Source organism: Burkholderia sp. BCC1985, from assembly GCF_905339915.1.
Taxonomy (GTDB): domain Bacteria; phylum Pseudomonadota; class Gammaproteobacteria; order Burkholderiales; family Burkholderiaceae; genus Burkholderia.
The window spans coordinates 78,448-99,131 of sequence record NZ_CAJPGY010000024.1 but is presented as its reverse complement, the minus strand read 5'-3'; the positions used below and the strand labels follow the sequence as shown (position 1 = coordinate 99,131).

General features: G+C 68.0%; 19 protein-coding genes. 4 read left to right on the top strand and 15 right to left on the bottom strand.

Annotated elements, in window-relative coordinates:
- Position 1: 1 nt before the first annotated feature.
- Positions 2-1,333 carry an LLM class flavin-dependent oxidoreductase gene (locus U4Z31_RS23850; RefSeq protein ID WP_321811523.1) on the bottom strand — a complete coding sequence of 444 codons (1,332 nt, stop codon included), beginning with the start codon at positions 1,331-1,333 and terminating at the stop codon, positions 2-4.
- Complete coding sequence (locus U4Z31_RS23845; RefSeq protein ID WP_321811522.1) at positions 1,330-2,985, bottom strand: MmgE/PrpD family protein; 1,656 nt, start codon at positions 2,983-2,985, stop codon at positions 1,330-1,332. Before U4Z31_RS23845 ends, U4Z31_RS23850 begins: the two co-directional genes overlap by 4 nt.
- 75 nt (positions 2,986-3,060) lie before the next feature.
- Here U4Z31_RS23845 and U4Z31_RS23840 point away from each other — a divergent pair, with 75 nt between their 5' ends.
- Both U4Z31_RS23840 and U4Z31_RS23835 read left to right on the top strand, forming a co-directional pair.
- A complete protein-coding gene (locus U4Z31_RS23840) occupies positions 3,061-3,267 on the top strand; it encodes a type II toxin-antitoxin system VapB family antitoxin (protein ID WP_044844336.1) in 207 nt (68 codons plus the stop codon).
- Positions 3,264-3,647 (top strand): type II toxin-antitoxin system VapC family toxin, encoded by a 384-nt coding sequence (locus U4Z31_RS23835; RefSeq protein ID WP_321811521.1) that lies wholly within the window; start codon positions 3,264-3,266, stop codon positions 3,645-3,647. Before U4Z31_RS23840 ends, U4Z31_RS23835 begins: the two co-directional genes overlap by 4 nt.
- 49 nt (positions 3,648-3,696) lie before the next feature.
- Here the strand turns inward: U4Z31_RS23835 and U4Z31_RS23830 are convergent, their stop codons facing one another.
- A complete protein-coding gene (locus U4Z31_RS23830; protein WP_044844262.1) occupies positions 3,697-3,873 on the bottom strand; it encodes a CsbD family protein in 177 nt (58 codons plus the stop codon).
- A gap of 235 nt (positions 3,874-4,108) precedes the next feature.
- On the opposite strand from U4Z31_RS23830, the gene U4Z31_RS23825 reads away from it, so the two are divergent.
- On the top strand, positions 4,109-4,255 hold the full coding sequence (locus U4Z31_RS23825) for a DUF3096 domain-containing protein (protein ID WP_082088472.1): 147 nt from the start codon (positions 4,109-4,111) through the stop codon (positions 4,253-4,255).
- Between the two features lie 639 nt (positions 4,256-4,894).
- On the top strand, positions 4,895-5,194 hold the full coding sequence (locus U4Z31_RS23820) for a hypothetical protein (protein WP_321811520.1): 300 nt from the start codon (positions 4,895-4,897) through the stop codon (positions 5,192-5,194).
- A 317-nt stretch (positions 5,195-5,511) separates the two neighbouring features.
- Here the strand turns inward: U4Z31_RS23820 and U4Z31_RS23810 are convergent, their stop codons facing one another.
- The 12 genes from U4Z31_RS23810 to U4Z31_RS23755 form a co-directional block, all read right to left on the bottom strand.
- Entirely contained in the window at positions 5,512-6,732 is a 1,221-nt protein-coding gene (locus U4Z31_RS23810) for a M20 aminoacylase family protein (RefSeq protein WP_415750298.1), read from the bottom strand.
- A 36-nt stretch (positions 6,733-6,768) separates the two neighbouring features.
- A complete protein-coding gene (locus U4Z31_RS23805) occupies positions 6,769-8,238 on the bottom strand; it encodes an aldehyde dehydrogenase family protein (protein ID WP_321811519.1) in 1,470 nt (489 codons plus the stop codon).
- Positions 8,239-8,324: 86 nt separating this feature from the next.
- Complete coding sequence (locus U4Z31_RS23800; RefSeq protein WP_321811518.1) at positions 8,325-9,650, bottom strand: FAD-binding oxidoreductase; 1,326 nt, start codon at positions 9,648-9,650, stop codon at positions 8,325-8,327.
- 2 nt (positions 9,651-9,652) lie between these two features.
- Positions 9,653-10,387, bottom strand: a complete 735-nt coding sequence (locus tag U4Z31_RS23795) for a cupin domain-containing protein (RefSeq protein WP_321811517.1) — start codon at positions 10,385-10,387, stop codon at positions 9,653-9,655.
- Between the two features lie 116 nt (positions 10,388-10,503).
- Positions 10,504-10,956, bottom strand: coding sequence for a helix-turn-helix domain-containing protein (locus U4Z31_RS23790; protein WP_044844267.1), 453 nt, complete (start codon positions 10,954-10,956; stop codon positions 10,504-10,506).
- An 11-nt stretch (positions 10,957-10,967) separates the two neighbouring features.
- Positions 10,968-11,096, bottom strand: coding sequence for a hypothetical protein (locus U4Z31_RS23785; RefSeq protein WP_268906936.1), 129 nt, complete (start codon positions 11,094-11,096; stop codon positions 10,968-10,970).
- Positions 11,097-11,121: 25 nt separating this feature from the next.
- The gene (locus U4Z31_RS23780) at positions 11,122-12,456 is read right to left on the bottom strand and encodes an FAD-binding oxidoreductase (RefSeq protein ID WP_321811516.1); all 1,335 of its coding nucleotides are present in this window, start codon (positions 12,454-12,456) and stop codon (positions 11,122-11,124) included.
- Between the two features lie 153 nt (positions 12,457-12,609).
- Positions 12,610-14,484 (bottom strand): ABC transporter ATP-binding protein, encoded by a 1,875-nt coding sequence (locus U4Z31_RS23775; protein ID WP_321811515.1) that lies wholly within the window; start codon positions 14,482-14,484, stop codon positions 12,610-12,612.
- Positions 14,484-15,443, bottom strand: coding sequence for an ABC transporter permease (locus tag U4Z31_RS23770; protein WP_124487274.1), 960 nt, complete (start codon positions 15,441-15,443; stop codon positions 14,484-14,486). Before U4Z31_RS23770 ends, U4Z31_RS23775 begins: the two co-directional genes overlap by 1 nt.
- Before the next feature lie 30 nt (positions 15,444-15,473).
- Positions 15,474-16,427: an ABC transporter permease gene (locus U4Z31_RS23765; RefSeq protein WP_044844269.1), complete on the bottom strand. Its 954-nt coding sequence runs from the start codon at positions 16,425-16,427 to the stop codon at positions 15,474-15,476.
- Positions 16,428-16,506: 79 nt separating this feature from the next.
- Positions 16,507-18,090, bottom strand: a complete 1,584-nt coding sequence (locus U4Z31_RS23760) for an ABC transporter substrate-binding protein (protein ID WP_044844270.1) — start codon at positions 18,088-18,090, stop codon at positions 16,507-16,509.
- A gap of 940 nt (positions 18,091-19,030) precedes the next feature.
- Complete coding sequence (locus tag U4Z31_RS23755; RefSeq protein ID WP_321811536.1) at positions 19,031-20,569, bottom strand: methyl-accepting chemotaxis protein; 1,539 nt, start codon at positions 20,567-20,569, stop codon at positions 19,031-19,033.
- Between the last annotated feature and the right edge of the window lie 115 nt (positions 20,570-20,684).

Here is a 20,684-nt window from a genome sequence, read left to right as displayed (position 1 = left end):
TTCAGCGCGCTGCGTAGCGGCTCGGCGGGCGCGCGAGCCCGAGATGGTCGCGCAGCGTCGTGCCCTCGTATTCGGTGCGGAACAGGCCGCGCCGTTGCAGTTCCGGCACGACCTGCGCGACGAAATCGTCGAGTCCGCCCGGGAAATACGGCGGCATGATGTTGAAGCCGTCCGCGGCGCCGCCGTCGAACCATTCCTCGAGCGCGTCGGCGACCTGCGTCGGCGTGCCCCACACGATCCGGTGCCCGCGCGCGCCGGCGACGAGATAGTAGAGTTCGCGCAGCGTGAGGTTCTCGCGGCGCGCGAGATCGGTAAGCAGCTTCGCGCGGCTCTTCAGCTGATCGGATTCGGGCAGGTCGGGCAGCGGGCCGTCGAGCGGATACTTCGACACGTCGTGGCCGAGACGGTCGGACAGCAGCGTCAGCGCGCCCGACGTATCCGTCCATTGCTGGAGCTGCGCATACTTGTCCTTGGCCTCCTGCTCGGTGCGGCCGATCACCGGAAACACGCCCGGCATCACGGCAAGCGCGTCCTCGGCGCGGCCGTATGCCGCGAGCCGACCCTTCAGGTCGCGATAGAAGGCCTGCGCTTCCTCGAGCGTCTGCTGCGCGGTGAACACGACTTCCGCGGTGCGCGCGGCAAGCTCCTGGCCGGGGCCCGACGAGCCGGCCTGAATCACGACCGGATGGCCCTGCGGCGGGCGCGACGCGTTGAGCGGCCCCCTCACGTTGAAGAAGCGTCCGGCGTGATCGAGCGTGTGCACCTTCGCCGGGTCGAAATACACGCCGCGCGACTTGTCCCTGACGAGCGCGTCGTCGTCCCAGCTGTCCCACAGCCCCTTCACGACATCGACGAATTCGCCGGCCATCTCGTAGCGCTGCGCGTGATCCGGATGATTGCCGCGCGTGAAATTCGCGGCGGTGCGGTCATACGAAGTCGTCACGACGTTCCATGCCGCGCGCCCGCCGCTCAGGTGGTCGAGCGATGCGAACACGCGCGCGATATGGTAAGGCTCGCTGTACGTCGTGGACGCGGTCGCCGCAAGGCCGATGTGCCGCGTATGCATCGCGAGCGCCGACAGCAGGCTCATCGGCTCGAAGCGCATCGCCATCGACGGATGCGCGTCGGGGCCGCTCGTCAAGCCGTCGGCCAGGAAGACCATGTCGAACTTCGCGCGCTCGGCGGTCTGCACGACGCGGCGCAGCAGATCGAAGTTCTCGCTGCCGGATTCGGCATCGGGATGGCGCCAGCCGGCGACGTGGTGTCCTGCGCCCTGGAGGAACAACCCGAGGCGCATCTGGCGGCGGGAAGGTGTGCTGCGTTCGGTGCTCATGATTGAAGCGACGTAAAGGTGTGGAAAAGTCGGGCAAGATCGGCCGTGCTTCGCATCGTATCGATCAGTTCCGGGACGAACGCGAGTGCGGGATCGTGGGCGGTCGCGTCCGCGAACTTCGCGGCAAGGTCGTCGGCACCGACGAGGCGTTCGGTGCGTTGCCGAAGCGTGTCGCCGTTGCGCAGCGCAATCTCGACGACCGAGAAACGCGTCGCGGGATCGGTCGACGCGCGCGGCGCCGCGGCATCGTGGCGCCGCGTCACGCGTGCGGCGAGCGCGATCAGGTCGTCGCGCACGGGCACGTCGGCGAACGTCGCGACGCCGGGCGGCCCGTGCGTCAGTGCGGCCGCCACCGCGTATTCCACGCTGAAGCGCGCTTCGAGGCCGGTGGCCGGCAGTCGGTCCGACAGCGGCGTGTCGCCGCCCGGCGGGAACGTGACCACGATGCCCTCGATGTCCGCCCGCGCGATGCGGTGGCGCTCGCGCAGATCGAGCGCGGCCTGCACGGCGTAATGGGTTGCCGTGCAGCACGGCCACGGCTTGAAGTACAGGCCGGGCGACACGATCTGCCACGGCGCGCCCCAGTCGGCCAGCACGCGCGCCGGCTGCGACGCGCCGCCGCCGAACACGGCGAAGAATCCTTCCGGGCCGTCGAGTGCGCCCGGTGCGCCGGTCAGTCCGGCCTCGGCGAGCGCCACGGCGAACAGCCCCGCGCGCGCGGCAAGGCCCGCGTGCAACGGCTTGATCTCGCTGCCGAACTGCAGGCGCAGCCCGGCCGATTGCGTCGCGGCGATGCCGAGCGCGTTTTCGGTGGCCGCCGCATCGAGCCCGGCCAGACGCGCCGCGGCGGCGGCCGCGCCGAGCGTGCCGAGCGTCGCGGTGTTGTGGAAACCGAGTTCGTAGTGGCGGCTGCCGAGCGCGAGACCGATCCGCGCCATCGTCTCGACGCCGACGACGTAGGCGTCGAGCAGTTCGAGCGCGCTGCGTGCGCGCACCTGCGCGAGCGCGAGCAACGCCGGCAGCAGCACGGTGCCGGGATGGCCGCGCACGCTGCTGTGCACGTCGTCGTAATCGAGCGCATGGCCTGCATAGCCGTTGAGCAGCGCGGCATGTTGCGGCGACGCCGGTATCGCGCTGCCGATCACCGCTGCGGCGCCGGCCGAATCCCGACCGCACGCCGCCAGCAGCTTGCGGTAACCGTTGTCGCGAGCGCCGGCGAACGCGGCGGCAAGGAAGTCGAGCAGGCCGCACCGCGCGGCAGCGATGGCGGGCGGATTACGCGCGGGCTCGGCGCACGCGATCGCTGCGGCCAGCCGGCGCGTGACGTCGCCGGCCGTGCCGTCGGGATTCAAGTGGGGAGACATGTCAGCCGTTGGAAAATCGCGAAATGCCGCAACGGGCGGCGCAACCGGGAACCTTCCGGTTCCTGCTCGCATGGGAGCGTTGGATACTAGCGAAGCATCCTTGCGTGCCCAACCAAGTATTCGAGCTTTCGATATCGCGTATTCAGCGTTGCTTGAACGGAGGTCGACGAGTTCGCTGCCATGTGCGGCTCCCGGTAAACAGTGCCGTCGTGTGAGCGAGTTTTCGGCGGACTGACCCGGGCCCGGGCCTACAAAACTGCCGCGGTTGAAAGTGAAAAATTCCGGCATGGCGTTTTTATCAACGACTGGACCGCTGCCGAATTGATGCTAAAATTGATGCATAAAGACATCAACGGAGTCATCATGCGTACTACTGTTACCGTCGACGACGCGCTCTATGCGCGCGCACTCGAACTCGCCGAGCCGGGCACGTCGCCGGCCGACCTGTTCCGGGCTGCACTCGAAACGTTCGTGCGTGTTCAGGCCGGACAACGCTTAGCCGCGCTTGGCGGTCGCGCCCCGGACATGCCGGATGTGCCACGCCGTAACCCGGAGGCGGCTACCCGATGAGCGTTCTGATCGACACATCGGTCTGGGTCGAGCATTTCCGGCGACCGCTACCAGCGCTCATCCAGCTGCTGCGTGTCGATGACGTCTTGACGCATCCATTGGTGATACTCGAGCTGACGTGCGGGACGCCCCCCGAACCGCGGGCCCGAACGCTGGGAGATCTCGCGTTATTGCGCCAAACGCGGCTCGCGACGCCAGCCGAAGTAGCGGACTGGATCGAGCGGGAACGGCTGTATGGGCGCGGATGCGGCGCAGTGGATTGCACGCTGCTGGCGTCGGTGCTGTTGACCCCGAGCACGTGGCTCTGGACGCGCGATCGGCGGCTCGCCCAACTGGCGGAGCAATTCGGGGTTCATTACTTACCGCCTGACCTGCGTTGAGCGAAGCCGGTGCCTATGGCTTCCAGTTCGATGTCTCCCACGTCAGGCTCTATTGCCGCTTCTTGAGTCGCTCCTTCGCATCGCCGAATGATGCCTGTGTCTTGCCGACGATCTGTTCGGCCTTGCCCGTCAATCTGTCTGTTGGACTTCCCACGACCTTGCCAACCAGCTCCTTCAGTTTGCCCTTTGCTTCCCTGAGGCGGCCCTTTACCTGATCTTTGTTCATGAGTTTCTCCTTGAGGCTGACGGGTGCGCGAACTGCGAATGCCGATCCGGCACGCTGAGCGAATCGCGATGAAAACGTCGGTGCAGGCACGGCGCTTGCGACGGCTGAAGCGTTCGCGCTTGTGACCAGCGAGTTGACGGTCGAAAGCTGGACGCTCGCCAGGCTCGCGCGTCGGTAGCGGGTGCCGGAGGCAAGGCAGGCTCTGGCCACTCGTTGCCAATCTTGCGGAGGAAGCATGAATATCGTCACTAGCGCCGGCCCGCTGGTTTCGCTGATCGCCGGCATTCTCATCCTCGTGGTACCGCGCCTGCTGAATTACATCGTTGCGCTCTACCTGATCATCATCGGGCTGCTCGGTTTGTTCGGCGGACGTATCCATTGAATGGACATGAGCACGAGATAGCCGGTTATGGACGCGCATCAGTTCCAGTGAGCGCAACGAGCAACGCCTGTGCCGTCTGCATATGGATGAGTGAGCGGGAGAACGACGACCTCGCGCGTCCTTCCTCGATGCAATCACTCGCCGCCTCTGCGCGGAGAACCTTGATGCCGACAAGTGCGCACGCCCTCTCGCAAGGCCGCGCAGGGGCGGACCCTTCGGATCGAAGCGATATTCGACCCGACAATCGGTATGGCGAGAACCGGGTGATTTTCAGCCCCTCGATCGCAAATTCGATTCCCCCTGGTCAGACTTTTCCCCGTTTCCCTCCATTTCGTTTCAATCCGATGTAAGTGTTCCTTTGTCGGATCGGAACCGAAATGACGAGTGCGCCGTACACCTTGTCCGCGTGTGCGTACGCATCGCGTCATCATGCTCTGCACTCCTTCCCTTTAAGCGTCGCACTGTGCCTCGAAGCGATTGCATGTCAAATCCGCAGCGACGATGACGTCGTGCGTGCCGCCGGATGGGTGCTGGCTGCGAAGCGACGCGGGTGGCGTGGTTGAAATGGCAACGAAGCGCTACCGCCCCGTTTGGGAACGAATCGTGCGCGTTCTCGGGTATTGAATGGAGGACAGCGCTATGAAGCCCATGACCATTGCAAACCGCCGAATTCTGGCGACACTCGTGGCAGGCGGCGCGCTCGTCGCGGCCGGCACGGCCTTCGCGCAAACCTACGTCGTACCGCCACCGAGGTACGAGGAGCCCGCCCCGGCGCCGGGTGTGTCGGTCACGATTGGCATGCACGGCGACCGCTACTGGGACGGCCATCGTTACTGGGAGCACGACGCGTGGATGCATCGTCATCCGCGTGAACGTGATCCGTGGCGCGAACACGAACACGAGCATGAACACATGCACGAACACGAGTATCGTGAATAGCGAAGTGCGGCCACCAGAAACGGCAGAGGCCTCTCCGGCTTGACACGCTCGTTGCTTGCGCACGGACTTGCCTGATCGCTTCGGACCATTTCAGTCCTGGTTCGTGTGCACGGCGACTCGTCATCCGTCGCGTTCGCTGAACGATCCACCGCAGGTCGAGCCACCGGCGCGCGGTCGGCATGCACGAAAGCGCCTGTCTCGCGCGTTTCGCGGCAACCTCGGACCGACGATATTCGATTCTCCGCGGTACGAGCGCCTGCGAATCGCGCGGTCTCAGCCGGATTGGATCCGACGTCGCCCGCCGTTGCGTCACGCACTCACGACGATCGCGTGAAGTAACGCTGTGCCAGGGCGACCCAGTAGCGAACGCCGGCCGGAGTGATGTCGTCGTTGAAATCGTACGTCGGGTGATGCAGCGCCGGCGCGGCCGCTCCCGCCGGCGCGTTGCCGATCAGCACGTACGCGCCCGGGCGCTCCTCCAGCATGAAGCCGAAGTCTTCGGACGTCATGTTCGGCGGCACGTCGGGGTGAAGCCGCTCGTCGCCGAACGTGTCGCGAATCACAGCTTCGCAGAGTGCGGTCTCGGCCGGCGTGTTGACCGTCGCCGGATAGTACTGAAAGAACTCGATGTCGACTTGCGCACCATAAGCCGCGGCCAGCCCTTCGCACACGAGCCGGACGTCGCGCTGCAGTTGTTGCTGCAATGCCGACGACAGCGTGCGGATCGTCCCGCGCAACTCGGCGCTGTCCGGAATGACGTTGTCCGTCGTGCCCGCATGGAACATGCAGACGGAAATGACGGCGGGATCCACCGGATCCTTGTGCCGCGCGGCAATGGTCTGACACTGCAGCACCATCGAACAGGCGAGCGGTACGGGGTCGATGCCCAGGTGCGGCTGCGCCGCATGCGCGCCCTTGCCCGTCACCGTGATCCTGAAGCGGCATCCGGCCGCCATGATGGCGCCGGTGCGCAACCCGAACTGCCCGGCCGGCAAACCGGGCCAGTTGTGCATGCCGAACACGGCTTCCGTCGGACATTGCGCGAACAGCCCGTCGTCGATCATCTTGCGCGCGCCCGCGCCGCCCTCTTCCCCGGGCTGAAACACGAAATGCACGGTGCCCGGCAACTGCGGCAGATCCTTCAGGATGCGCGCGGCGCCGAGCAACATGACGGTATGCCCGTCATGCCCGCAAGCATGCATGACGCCTTGCGCGCCCGATGCGTGCGCGAAGTCGTTGGCCTCCTGGATCGGCAACGCATCCAGGTCCGCGCGGAGCACGATTCCGCGGCCCGGGTCCGCACCCGGCAGACTCGCGACGACGCCCGTGCCGCCCAGCCCGCGCGACACCGCATAGCCGAGATCTTCAAGCTCGCGGGCGACGACGTCGGCCGTCCTGTATTCCTCGAACCGCAACTCGGGATGCGCATGCAGGTCGCGACGCAAGGTCGCCCAGTGCGCGCAATGGGCTTTCAGGGACGTCTCGGGGAAATCGGGATTATCCAATGTCGGCACCTTCGGAAAGTAGACGGCTTCCATTCTGTACTGCCTCTGCACTCGCGCGCAGCGGCTGCGTCAATCGCCAAAACCCACGATCGACTTGACCTCCATGTACTCCTCCATCCCTTCGATCCCGTACTCGCGGCCGTTGCCCGACTGCTTGTACCCGCCGAACGGCGCCTGAGGATCCCACGCCGGGTAGTTCAGATGGACCTGACCCGAGCGCAGGCGCGCGGCCACCGCGCGCACGCGTTCCTTGTCGGTGCCCTGCACATGCGCGCCGAGCCCATAGACCGTGTCGTTCGCGATGGCGACGGCCTCGTCGACGGTATCGTAAGGCAGGATCGCGAGGACCGGACCGAAGATCTCCTGCTGCGCGATCGCCATGTCGGTGCGGACGTCGGAAAACACGGTCGGCCGCGCATAAAAGCCGCGGTCGAATCCCGCCGGCCGCCCGGGACCGCCGGCGATCAGTTTCGCCCGTTCGTCGAGGCCCGCGTCGATCATCTGCGCGACCCGGCCGAACTGCGCGCGATTGGCCAGCGGACCATGCGTCGTCGTGTCGGCGAACGGATCGCCGACGACCAGTTGCTGCGTTGCCGCGACGGCCAGCGCCTCGACGCGGCCCAGCACGCTGCGCGGCACGATCATCCGGGTCGGCGCGCTGCACGACTGGCCCATGTTGCGGAACGCGGCGGCAACGCCCGGCGCGATGGCGCGCGACAGGTCCGCATCGGGCAATACGATGTTCGGCGACTTGCCGCCAAGCTCCTGCGCGACGCGCTTGACGGTCGGCGCCGCGGCCTGCGCGACCAGCACGCCGGCACGCGTCGACCCGGTGATCGACACCATGTCGACCTCCGGGTGCGACGCGAGCGCCGCGCCCACTTCGGTTCCGCTGCCGCTCACCAGGTTGAACACGCCCGCGGGCACGCCCGCATCGGCGATCACTTCGGCAAACAGCAACGCGCTGAGCGGCGACAGCTCGCTGGGTTTCAACACCACCGTGCAGCCTGCCGCGAGCGCCGGGCCGACCTTCGCCGTGATTTGATAGATCGGCCAGTTCCACGGTGTGATCAGCGCACACACGCCGATCGGCTCGCGCACGATCGCGGTCGTCCCGCGCCGTGTCAGGAACGGGTAACTGGCCAGATTGTCGCGAGCGACGCGGATATGTTCGGCCGCGAGCGGCACATGGGCGCCGCGTGCGTAATTGATCGGCGCGCCCATTTCCATCGCGAGCGCGAGCGCGAACCGTTCGGCACGCTCCAGCATCAACGCGTGAACGCGGTCGAGCAGTGTGGCGCGTTGCTGCGGCGAAGTCGCGGCCCAGCGCTCGAAAGCATTGCGCGCGGCCTGCACCGCGCGGTCGGCGTCGCGTGCATTGCCGAGCGGGATCTCGCACAGCGTGTCTTCGGTGGACGGGCTGACGACCGCGAACCGGTCGCCGCCGTCAGGCAAGACCCAGTCGCCGTCGATGAAGAAGCGCTCCAGCCTGCCGGCTTCCGTCAGGTGACGAACCGGTGAATCGATGGGTGAATGCATTGCGGGGGGTCCTTGAATCGATACCATGCGCCGGCGAACGGCGGAAGCCCGGAGGCCGCCACCGTCGTCCGCGAGACGGCCTCACACTAGAAATCGGCAACCTTGCCCCAGGCGGAATCGGCGAACCGGCCCGGCTGATACGGTACCGGGTCCACGATCGGCGGCGCGCCGGTGGCGAGATCCGCGATCAGATGACCGGCGCCGGGGCCGATGCCGAAACCGTGTCCGGAAAAGCCTGCCGCCAGGATCAATCCCGGCACGCCCGGCACTTCGCCGATACCCGGGACGCCGTCCGGCGTGCTGTCGACATACCCGGCCCATGCGTGCGTGATCGTGGCTTCGCGCAGTTCGGGCAGCAGTTCGACGGCACGACGATAGGTTTCGGTGACGGTCGGCATGTCGGGCTTCGGATCGAGGATGCGCACCGCCTCCATCGGGGTCGGCGCATCGAGCCGCCACCGCTTGAGCGTTTCATGGCCGCCGCGCATGCCCTCGAGGCCGCCCGGCAGCAGATTGCGCCAGCGCTTCGCGAACATCGGCACGAACTGCGGGGCGAACCGCAGGAACTGCGGCGTCACGTCCACGCGCGCGCGGCCGCTGATGGCCAGTGCGTAGCGTCCGTCGTCGCGGCGCGTGACGGACACGCCGGAGGTGTACAGCGCATCCGGCAAGCGCTGATCGACGGGCGACACGCTCAGGATCGACTGACGGATCGACGCCTGCGGAAAGCGGATGCCGAGCTGGCGGCAGAACGACGACGCCCACGCGCCGCCGGCGAGCACGACCGTCTTCGTCCTGATGACGCCGGCCTCGGTGACCACGCCGCCGACGCGCCCGCCCTCGAGTTCGATCCCGCGCGCAGCACACTGCTGGTGGACGCTGCCGCCCAGCTTCATCAGTGCAGCCGCCACGGCCGGCGCGGCCTTGCCCGGGTCGGCCGTGCCGTCGGTCGGCGAGAACACGCCGCCCTTCCACTGCCGGCCCGTCACGCGCCCGCGCTCGCCGGCCTGCTTGCTGTCGAGCATGTACGTCGTCACGCCCGCGGTCTTCGCGAAGTCGCCCCAGCTGGCCCAGCGGGACAGCTCGGCCTCGTCATTGCTCAGATACAGCAGCCCGCAGCGATGAAAGCCCGTGTCTTCACCGGATTCGGCGGCGAATCGTTCCCACAGGTCGATGCTTTTGCTCGCCATCGGCAATTCGCGCGCGTCGCGGTTCTGCTGCCGGCACCAGCCCCAGTTACGGCTCGACTGCTCGGCGCCGATGCGGCCCTTCTCGACCAGCGCGACCGACATGCCGCGCCGGGCGAGGTAGTACGCGGTAAAGACGCCGATGATGCCGCCGCCGATCACGACGACGTCGGCCGAGGCCGGCAGCGTGGGCGAGGTTTCGATAAGGCGCAACGGAGGGGACATGGTCAGTCTCGTTCGGTGGATACGTGGACGTTCTGCACGACGTAGAATTTCGCCACGCGCTCGCTGCTTTCCCACCCGATCGACGCGCCGCGCGGCACGAACAGCGCGTCGCCGGCGCCGAGCGACAGCACGCTGCCGTCGGGCGCCGCGAACCGGACGCTGCCGGCCAGCAGGAGCATGAACTCGTTCACGCGATGCGGGCGAACGATCCGGTGATACGGCGTCGAATCCCACGTGCCCGCGCAGTACCCGGCGCCGTCGTCGACGAACACGTTGTCGCTGCGGCATTGCGGCGCGGGGCCGAGCAGTACCTCCGGCGGCAGCGTCGCGGACGGCTTGAAGTCGGCGTCGGCGCGCAGCGCGAACACGCCGCGCTGCGTCGGTGTCGCGCACGCGGCCGCGCAGAACGTGAACAGCACGCGCGATGCCGCGGTGACGCGCAGCGCCGTGCCGCCGCCGATCACGGCCCCTTCTCCCGGGCCCAGCACGAGCGGTGCGGCGCCGGCCGCTTCGAGCGTCAGCTCGCCTTCGATGATCGCGATGGTTTCGATGTGCGGAAAGCTCGCCACGTCGAGTTCGCCGGCGAAGGCGATACGTCCGGCGGCCATCGCGTCGGGCCCTTCCCAGGCGATCTCCCGATGTCGCGCGAACGGATCGTTCGCGCCGAACGCCTGCTGGCGAAACGCGGTTGACGAAGGTGCGCCGTCGGCACGGTGCAACACGAAAGCTGCGGTCATTTCTGCTCCTGTGCAATGCGCGGCGGCCGGGTTGAAAACCGTCGCGCGATATCGGAAAGGGTCGTTCGCCGGCGCGCTCGCCGGCCATCCGTCAGGCGTGCCCGTCGCCGTTGCGCCTACGCGGCGTGACACGACGCTGCGCGGCGCTCGGTGTGCGGACGCATCGAAGACGGCCGCGCAGGCGTGCCCGGCCGCGCGACCACGTAATCGCGCGGCGTGATCCCGAGTACCCGCCTGAAATGCCGGCACAGGTGGCTCTGATCGAAGAAGCCGACCTCGGTCGCGACGACCGACGGCGCGAGGCCGGCGCGCAGCAAGTCCTGCGCACGCCGCACGCGCACGAGGCACAGATACCGGTGCGGCGACAACCCGACTTCGCCGCGAAAGCGTGCGGTGAAACGCGACACGCTCAATCCGGCCACCGCCGCGAGCGTGTCGAGGTTCAGCGGCTGCGCGAATGACGCATCGATCGTGCGCAGCACGTCGCCGATCGCCGGCGATACGGGCTGCGGAACACGCGGTGCGCGAGGCGTCGCGCCTTCGTCCGCGTCGTGGAACAGGGTGACCATACTCGCCGTCCTCATGCGGCCGCCTGCGCGGCAGTGCGCGGCGCGGCGCCGGGCGCGCCCGGCCCGGCCATCGTGTCGCCGCCGGTCCCGTCGCGGCGGCCGTTGCCGGCGGCGAGCGGGCAAACGAATCGTGCGGTCATATCCAATCCTCCGGGGGCAGTCGCTTCAGTGCAGGAAATCCTGGATCCGGTAATACGCGCCGACGATCGGCAGAAACCACGCGTGCCCGAAATGGCCGGGCATCGCCGGCCATTCGAGGTCGCGCCACGGATTCGACGCGGCGGCGCCGTACAGCACGTCGGCCATCACGCGGCCCATGTGCACCGACATCTGCACGCCGTGGCCGCTGTAGCCCATCGAGTAATAGAGCCCGTCGTGCTGGCCCGCGCGCGGCAGCCGGTCGGCGGTGATGTCCACCAGCCCGCCCCAGCAGTAATCGAGCCGCACCTTGGCCAGTTCCGGGAAATACTCGGCCATGCCGGCGCGCAGGATGTCGCCGCTTTTCGCGTCGGAGCGCGGGCTCGACATCGCGAAGCGCGCGCGGCCGCCGAACAGCAGCCGGTTGTCGGGCGTCACGCGGAAGTAGTTGCCGATCTGGCGCGACGTCACGTAGGCGCGGCGCTGCGGGAACAGCCGGTTCAACTGTGCGTCGGGCAGCGGCTCGGTCACGACGATGAAGCTGCCGACCGGCGCGATGCGCCGCCGGAACCAGCCGAACGGGCCGTGCTGCGATGCGCCGGTCGCGACCAGCACGCGATCGGCGACGATCCTGCCGCGCGTGCTGGTGATCGCGTGGCGCTCGCCGTCGAGCCGCTCGAGCTGCGTGACGGCCGCATGCTCGTACACGCGTGCGCCGGCGCGCACGGCTGCCTGCGCAAGCCCGACGCCGAACTTGCCCATGTGCATCTGCGCGCCGTTGCGCTGCAGGAGTCCGCCGTAGAAACCGTCGGAAGCGACTTCGTCGCGAATCCGCGCCGGCTCGATCAGTTCGATGTCCGGATCGACATCGCGGCGTAACGCGTCGAAGGTCTTTTCAAGCCCCGCGAAATGCTGCGGCTTCGCGGCGAGCTTCAGCTTGCCCGCCCGCCGGAAATCGCAGTCGATCGCGTGCTCGACGACGATCGTCTCGACGCTCTTCACCGCGCTTTCGTACGCGCGATAGAACTGCTTCGCCGGCTCCGCGCCGATGCGCGCGGCCAGCGACGCGTAATCCTGCGCGACGCCCGTGTTGCACTGGCCGCCGTTGCGGCCGGACGCTTCGCCCGCGACCTGCGCGGCTTCGAGCACGACCACCGATACGCCGCGCTGCGCGAGCGCCAGCGCCGCCGACAGGCCGGTGAAGCCGCCGCCGATCACGACCACGTCGGCGCGCCCTTCGACGGGCCCTTCGCAGCCGGCGCGAAACGCGGGGCGGGTATCCAGCCAGTACGATTCGAATTTCATCGGATTCTTCTCGAGCATGTCGGCGACGACGATCGGCGGCCGTTCATGGGAAATCATTTAATCACCATCAAAAACCGCAGTTGCCGCGTATTCGCGCGCGGCACGCGCACAAAGCGCCGTTTTGCGCGACCGCCGCAGCAGACTATGCGGTGCGCCGTTCGCCGCTTCACTTGCCACGTCGTGCGCGGCGAACTTCCGGCGTGTCGCGCGCTACAGCTGCACCGGCTGCTCGGGCGCGGCACCCGCCGGCGCCGGCTCCGCCTGGAAGCGCGCGAGGTCTTCCTCGCTGCGATGGCACAGCACCTGCGCGCCGTTGCCGAGCGTGCGCAGCGCCGGTGCCGTCCGGTTGCAGACGCCGTCCACGCGCATCGCGCAGCGCGACAGGAACGGACACAGCTCGGCCTCGTTCTCGCGTTCGCCGATCGGCACCAGCGGCCGGTGGCAACGCTCGGCCGCATCGTCGAGCCAGCCCGCGCGCAGCTCCGGCGCGGACGACACCAGCAGATGCGAATACGGGTGATAAGGCGGCGCGCACAGCGCGTCGCGGCTACCGGTTTCGACACGGCGGCCCGCGTACAGCACGACGATGTCGTCGCTGATCGCGCGCACCTTCGCGATGTCGTGCGTGATGAACACGTACGACACGCCGAGCTTCGCCTGCAGGTCGCGCAGCAGATCCATGATCGCGGCACCGACGACCGTATCGAGCGCCGACGTGACTTCGTCGCACAGGATCAGGTCGGGCTCGGCCGCGAGCGCGCGCGCGAGGTTCACGCGCTGCTTCTGCCCGCCGGACAGCTCGCCGGTACGCCGCGAGGCCACCGCGGGCGGCACCCGCACGAGTTCGAGCAGCTCGGCGACGCGCTGCCGCGCCCGCGCGCCCTTGATCCCGTGATAGAACGCGAGCGGCCGCGCGAGCGTGCGCTCGACGGTATGCACCGGATTGAGCGCGGTATCGGCGTTCTGGAACACGATCTGCACGCGGCGGTGCTGCTCCTTCGTGCGCTTGGCGATATCGAGCGCGAGCGGCTCGCCGTCGAGCAGGATCTTCCCGGCCGCCGCCGGGACCAGGCCCGCGATCACCTTGGCGAGCGTCGTCTTGCCCGAGCCCGATTCGCCGATCACGCCGACCGTCTGCCCGCGCCCGATGCGCAGGTCGACTTCGTGCAGGATCAGCTTCGCGGGCCAGCCCTTTGCCGTCCGGCCGCCGTAACCGGCGACCGCACCGCGCACGTCGAGCAGCGGTGCCGGTTCAGCCGGCGCCGGTTTCTCGTCGCGTTGCGCATCGTTCGGCGTGACCGCCGCGATCAGGCTCTGCGTGTACGGGTGCGTCGGCGCATGCAGGATCTGCCCGGTCGCGCCGGCTTCGCGGATCACGCCGTCACTCAGCACGACGATCCGGTCGGCCATCTGCGCGACCACCGCCAGATCGTGCGACACGTACACCGCGCTCATCCCGTAGCGCCGGATCACGCTCTTGAACGCCTGCAGCACGTCGATCTGCGTGGTCACGTCGAGCGCGGTGGTCGGCTCGTCGAGGATCACGAGCTCCGGATCGGTGATCAGCGCCATCGCGGCCATCAGCCGCTGCAGCTGGCCGCCCGACACCTGGTGCGGATAACGCTTGCCGATCGTCTCGGGCTCCGGCAGCGCGAGCGCGCGGAACAGCTCGACCGCCTTCGCCTGCGCGTCGCGCTTCGTCATCGTCTTGTGGATGAGCGCGCTCTCGATCACCTGGTCGAGAATCGTGCGCGACGGGTTGAATGCGGCGGCCGCGCTCTGTGCGATGTACGCGACCTTCCGACCGCGTAGCGCGGTCAGGCCTTGCGCGGACAGCGTGCAGACGTCCGTTCCACCGAGCTTCACCGAGCCGCCGGCGATCCGGCAGCCGGTGCGCGCATGGCCCATCAGCGACAGCGCGATCGTCGTCTTGCCGGAGCCCGATTCGCCGATCAGCGCGAGCACCTCGCCGCGCGCGATCTCGAAGTCGACGCCGTGGACGATCGTCGTTTCCTCGCCGCCCGGCCGGCCGCCGACCACGCGCAGCCCGCGCACCTCGACGAGCGGAGTCGATTCATCTCGCATCAGTGTTCTCCCGCGGCCGCGGCCGCGCCCTTGCGGCGGCCGCGATGCGGCAGGCCGTCGATCAACAGGTTGACGCCCACCGTCAGGATCGCGATCGCGACCGCGGGCATGATCGCGACGGCCGAGCCGTCGCCGAGGCTCGCGATGTTCTCGCGCACGAGCGAGCCGAGGTCCGCGTACGGCGGCTGCACGCCGAGCCCGAGAAAGCTCAGGCCGCTCAGCAGCAGCACGACGAACGTGAAACGCAGCCCGGTATCGGCGAGCATCGGATGGATCATGTTCGGCAGCATCTCGACACAGGCGATGTACAGCGCGCTCTCGCCGCGCGCCCGCGCCACCTGCACGAATTCGAGCGTGCTGATATTGACCGCCAGCGCGCGTGCGATCCGGTACGAGCCCGGCATGTAGCTGACCGCGGCGGTCAGGACCAGCAGCGGCAGCGACGAGCCGAAGGCCGCGACGAACATCAGCGCGAACATCTTCGACGGAATCGACGTGAGCGCGTCGAGCAGCCGGCTCATCGTCTCGTCGACCGCGCGGCCCGACACGGTCGCGAGCAGCCCGAGCGTCGTGCCGGTCAGCGCGGCGAGCAGCACCGCCGCGAGCGCGAGCAGCACGGTCAGCCGCGTGCCGTACAGGATCCGGCTCAGCATGTCGCGGCCGAGGAAGTCGGCGCCGAACGGCAGCTTCGCGCTGAACGGCGCGAACACGTCCGGCGTGACGATCGCGCCGACGTCGTGCGGCGCGAGCAGCGGCGCGAACACCGCGATGAACAGCATCAGGCCGACCATCGACAGGCCGATGCGGCCGCCGGTCGTCAGTCTGATGCGCGCGGCGCGGCGCTTGCGCGGCTGGTCGGGGGACGGCGCGGCGGGCGGCGTCGCGCCTCCCGACGGCGAGCGCGGTTCGCCTGACGGCGGCAGCGCGCTGCTGCGATGAACGGGTTCGGTCGGGTGCATGGTCGGCATCTCGGAAGGTGGGCGGGACGCTCAGGTCCGCAGTCTCGGGTTCGACACGATCGAGCAGAGGTCGGCGAACAGCACGAGCGTCAGGTAGGCGACGCAGAAGATCAGCGTGCACGCCTGGACCAGCGGGAAATCGCGATTGCCGACCGCATCGACCATCAGGCTCGCGAGGCCCGGATAGTTGAAGATCGTCTCGACGACGATCACGCCGCCGAGCAGGTACGACAGGCTCAGCGCGATCGCATTGGCGATCGGCCCGATCGCGTTCGGCAGCGCATGGCGCAGCACGACACGCGCGGGGCTCGCGCCCTTCAGCACGGCCATCTCGACATACGACGCGCTCAACTGCTCGATCACCGCGGCGCGCGTCATCCGCGCCATCTGCGCGATCACGACCGCGCACAGCGTCAGCACCGGCATCGCGTACGCGCGCAGGAAATCGTGCAGGCTCTCGATCGGGCCGCTGTACGACAGTGCGGACAGCCAGTGCAGCTTCACGGCGAGCACGAGCACGGCGACCGTCGCGATCAGGAACTCCGGCGTCGCGACGAGCGCCAGCGTGCCGAGGCTGATCACGCGGTCGACCACCGACTCGCGCTTGACCGCCGCGAGGATGCCGAGCAGCAGCGCGATCGGCACCGACACGGCGGTCGTGATCGCCGCGAGCGCGAGCGACTTCGGCAGGCGCCCGCCGATCATCGCCGACACCGGCATGTCGCCGGACAGCGAACGGCCGAAATCGCCGTGCAGCAGCCCGGTGAGCCAGTTCAGGTAGCGCACGTGGGCCGGCATGTCGAGGCCGAACTGCTGGCGCAGCGCGGCGACCGTCTCGGGCGTCGCCGACTGGCCGAGCGCGGCCTGCGCGGCATCGCCCGGCAGCAGGTTCGTGATCGTGAAGATGATCGCGGACACGATCAGCAGCGTCAGCGCGGTGACCGCGATGCGCCGGCCGATCAGTCCAAGCAGGATTCGATTCATGAAACTTCACTCCCGTAGAGGCCGCGTGCGGCCGGCGCGGCAATCCGCACCGGCCGCACGGCGGCGGCACGCGCCGGCGTCAGGCGTTCCACCACACGTGCTCGGCGAACATGAAGCCCATCATCCCGCCGGTCGGGATCGAGCCGAGGCCCGCGATCCGCTTGTCGTAGCCGTCGAGGAAGCTGATGAAGGCCGGGATGCCGACCCTGCACTGCTGCGCGACGAGCACCTGCATGTCGCCGTACATCTGCTTGCGCTTCGCGTCGTCGGTTTCCGAGCGCGCGGCGAGCAGCAGCTGGTCGAACTTCGGGTTCTTCCAGCCCGACTCGTTCCACGGCGCGTCCGACTTGAAGAACTGCGTGAACAGCACGTCGGCGCTCGAGCGCGGGTTGATGTTGCCGAAGCCGAGCGGATGCTTCATCCAGTGATTCGACCAGTAGCCGTCCGCCGACACGCGGTTCACCTGCAGGTTCAGCCCGATCTTCTGGCCGGCCTGCTGCAGCAGCACGGCCATCTCGATCGACCCGTTCGCGTCGGAGGTCGCATAGATCGGCGGCAGCGCGGCGCCCAGCGCGCCCGCCTTCTGGAACAGGAACTTCGCCTTGTCCGGATCGTACGGCCGCTGCGGCAGCGACGCGTTGAAGTAGCGATGTCCCGGCGGGATCGGCTGGTCGTTGCCGATCACCGCGTAGCCGCGGAACACCGCCGAGCGGATCTGCTCGCGATTGAACAGGTACTTCATCCCTTCGACGAAATCGGGGTTCGCGACGATCGGGTTGTCGCTGCGCATGATCAGGTCGGTATAGAGCCCCGACTTGGTTTCCTGCAGCGCATAGCCCGGCGTCGACGCGACCCGCTGCGTCGAGCGCGGATCGATCGCGTTGATCAGGTGCACGTCGCCCGACAGCAGCGCGTTCAGGCGCGCGGCGCTGTCGCTGATGCCGATCAGCTCGATCTCGTCGAGGTACGGCATCCCCGGCTTGAAGTAGCTGTCGTTGCGCACGCCGACGGTCGACACGCCCGGCTTGAACGACTTCAGCTTGTACGGGCCGCAACCGATGCCGGTGCTGAAGTCGGTCGTGCCGTCCTTGACGATCACGAGTTGCGGCGTCGCGAGGATCACCGGCAGATCGGCATTCGCGCTCGCGAGCACGAGCGTGACCTCGTCCGGGCCGCTCGCCTTCGCGTCGGCGAACTGATCGGCGAGCGGCTTGACCTTCGACGCGGTGGCCGCGTTCTTGTGGCGCATCAGCGAGTACACCACGTCGGCCGGCGTGACCGGTTTCCCGTCGTGGAACGTGACGCCCTTGCGCAGCTTGATGATCCACGTCTTCGCGTCGGTCGTCTGCAACGACTGGGCGAGATTCATCTGCGGAGTCAGGCTCGCATCGAGCTGCGTGAGGCCACTGTAGAACATGAAGAAACGAATGTAGTCGGCGCCCGTCGAGCCCTTCGCCGGGTCGAGCGTATCGGCCGTCGAGCCCGATTCGTTCGCAACCCGAATCTTGCCGCCGCGCTTGGGCGCGGGTGCCGCAAAGGCAGTCCCGGGTTGCATCAGCAGCCCGCCGGCGCCGGCGGCCATCATGCCGCTCGCCGCCATGACCCGCATCATGTCGCGGCGCGTGAAGCCGCCCTTGCTGCCGTTGTCGATATCGTCGCTCATCCGAACTGCTCCTGACTGTGGAAAGTGGGTCCTGGGGTCCAGCGTGGTTCGAGAATCCCGTCGTGCCCGTGTGCTGGTCTCGGGCGCGACGTCGTGCGCATTGAGTTCATTTAAGCATCGCCAAAATGCGGGTTATCGCGATTCGGGGCGGCTGCACGATACGATTCGACCGTTTTGGACCGCCCGCGCAGCATGATTTGCTGCGTGACCACGCGTACCGCCATCGGCTCGATGCCGCGTCGCGACCACTGCGCGATACGTGCGCGACGAAGGAAATCGTAAAGTGATACGCGCGGCAGATTGCGCCGACAAAATTGGCCGCGCGGCATCCGAAACGCGTTCGACGCACGCAAACCGCATGTTTGTGTGGAATGCGTGCTCGCGGCCCGGGGCGCCCGGTGCGACCGGAACGTCGCGCGCGCATCGGACGGCGGGCGCCGGCCGCGAGGACGGCGGGCGCACGAAAGGTCAGGAGATTGCCGCGACGTCGAAGCGGCTTTGCCGGACGACGGGCGGACAACAGGGATGCGGTCGGATGATCCGACGCCGGGCGCGAACCCGCGGGGGGCCGTCGAGCCGCGACTCCCCGCTGCGACGCGGTCGGCGCCGACAGGTTGGTGAGCACCACGCCGAACACTTGCCGGCGTGGCGTCAGGAAAACGAGGTGATGGCGTTGCCGGCGGGTGCGCACGCGGCGGTCAGCAGTCGGGCGATCAGGCGGTCAGGCAGTCAGGCAGTCAGGCAGTCAGGCAGTCAGGCAGTCAGACGTCGAGCAATCAGGCAGCCGGGCAGCCGGGCAGTCGGTCGGGCGGTCACACGGTCACACGGTCTGTCGGTCTGGCGGTCACGCAGTCACGCAGTCACGCAGTCACGCAGTCACGCAGTCACGCAGTCACGCAGTCACGCAGTCAGACAGTCAGACAGTCAGACAGTCGAGCAATCAAGCCGTCAGCCTGAACACCGATACGGCGGCCCTCAACCGTGCCGCCTGTTCATCCAGCGAGGACGCGGCCGCGGCGGCCTGCTCCACCAGCGCGGCATTCTGCTGGGTCACTTCGTCCATCTGCGCGACCGCCAGGCCGATCTGTTCGATGCCGGTACTTTGCTCGGCGGATGCCGCGGTAATCTCGCCCATGATGTCGGCGACCCGGTCGATCGACCGGACGATCTCCGTCATGCGCGCGCCGGCCGTCTCGACGAGCCGGCTGCCGCTGCCGACCTGCTCGACCGACGCCTCGATCAATCCCTTGATGTCTTTCGCGGCCGCCGCGCTGCGTTGCGCGAGCGAGCGGACCTCCGCGGCCACGACCGCGAACCCGCGCCCTTCCTCGCCGGCCCGCGCGGCTTCGACCGCGGCATTGAGCGCGAGAATGTTGGTCTGGAACGCGATGCTCTCGATCACGACGGTAATGTCGGCGATCCGCACCGATCCGTCCGAAATCTGCCGCATCGTTTCGACGACTTCCCGCACGGCCGCGCCGCCGAGTTCGGTCGCCTCCTTCGCGTGGGTCACGAGCGCGTTCGCCTGACGCGCATTGTCGGCATTCTGTTTGACCGTCGACGTGATCTGTTCCATGCTGGCGGCCGTTTGCTGCAGCGACGCGGCCTGTTCCTCCGTGCGCTGGGACAGGTCCAGGTTGCCTTGCGCGATCTCGCCGGTGCCGACGGCAATCGAGCGGGTCGTGGTCTGGATGTCGGCGATGGTTTCGGTGAGTCGCGCCTTCATGTCGCCGAGCGCGACGAGCAGGCTGCCCGGCGCGGCGTGCGCCGTATCGAACTGCACGTCCAGTTCGCCGGCGGCGATGCGGGCCGCGATCCCGGCCGCCTGCGCGGGCTCGCCGCCCAGCGTCCGCCGGACGCTGCGCAACACCCCCCACGCGATCGCCGCGAGCGCCGCGGCGATGACAAGCGTGATGGCGCCGAGCACCTGCGCGAGCCGCGCAAACGCCGCGTTGATGTCGTCGTAGAAGAATCCGGTGCCGATCCACCAGTCCCAGTCCGGAACGGCGACCACGCCCTGGAGTTTCGGCTCCACGTCCGCGTCCGGGCTGCGCTTGATCAGCACGTCGACGAGCGCGAAATGCGCCTGGGCCATTCCGGCGCGGTACGCCTCGCTGTCGGTCAGGCCGCTGGTCGTGCGGTTGCCCTTCGCGCGGGTGCCGATGAACTTCGCGTTCGGATGCACGAGGTTGACGCCGTCGGACGTCGTCACCCAGTAGTAGCTCTTCGAATTCGCATTGAGCGCGGACAACGCGGCCTTGGCCTGCTGCTGGGCCTGCTCCCGGGTGAGCGTTCCGCTCGCCTGCATCGCGCGATACGAGTCGACCAGATGCTCGGCTTTGGTCAGCAGAATGACGATCTCGTCACGACGGCTGTCGATCAGCGCGTCGCGCAGCGTGTGCAGCGACATCGCGGCGAGCAATGCAACGCCGAGCAGCGCCGCGACGACGAGCATCAGCAGTTTCGTGGACAACTTCATGCGGGGGCCTCGCGATATTAACCGTTCGGTACATATATCGGCTCGAGCGGCCCCGCCTTGAATGGCGCCGTATCGGTAATTACCCTCGGTTCGTGCGGTGAGCACACGCGTAAAG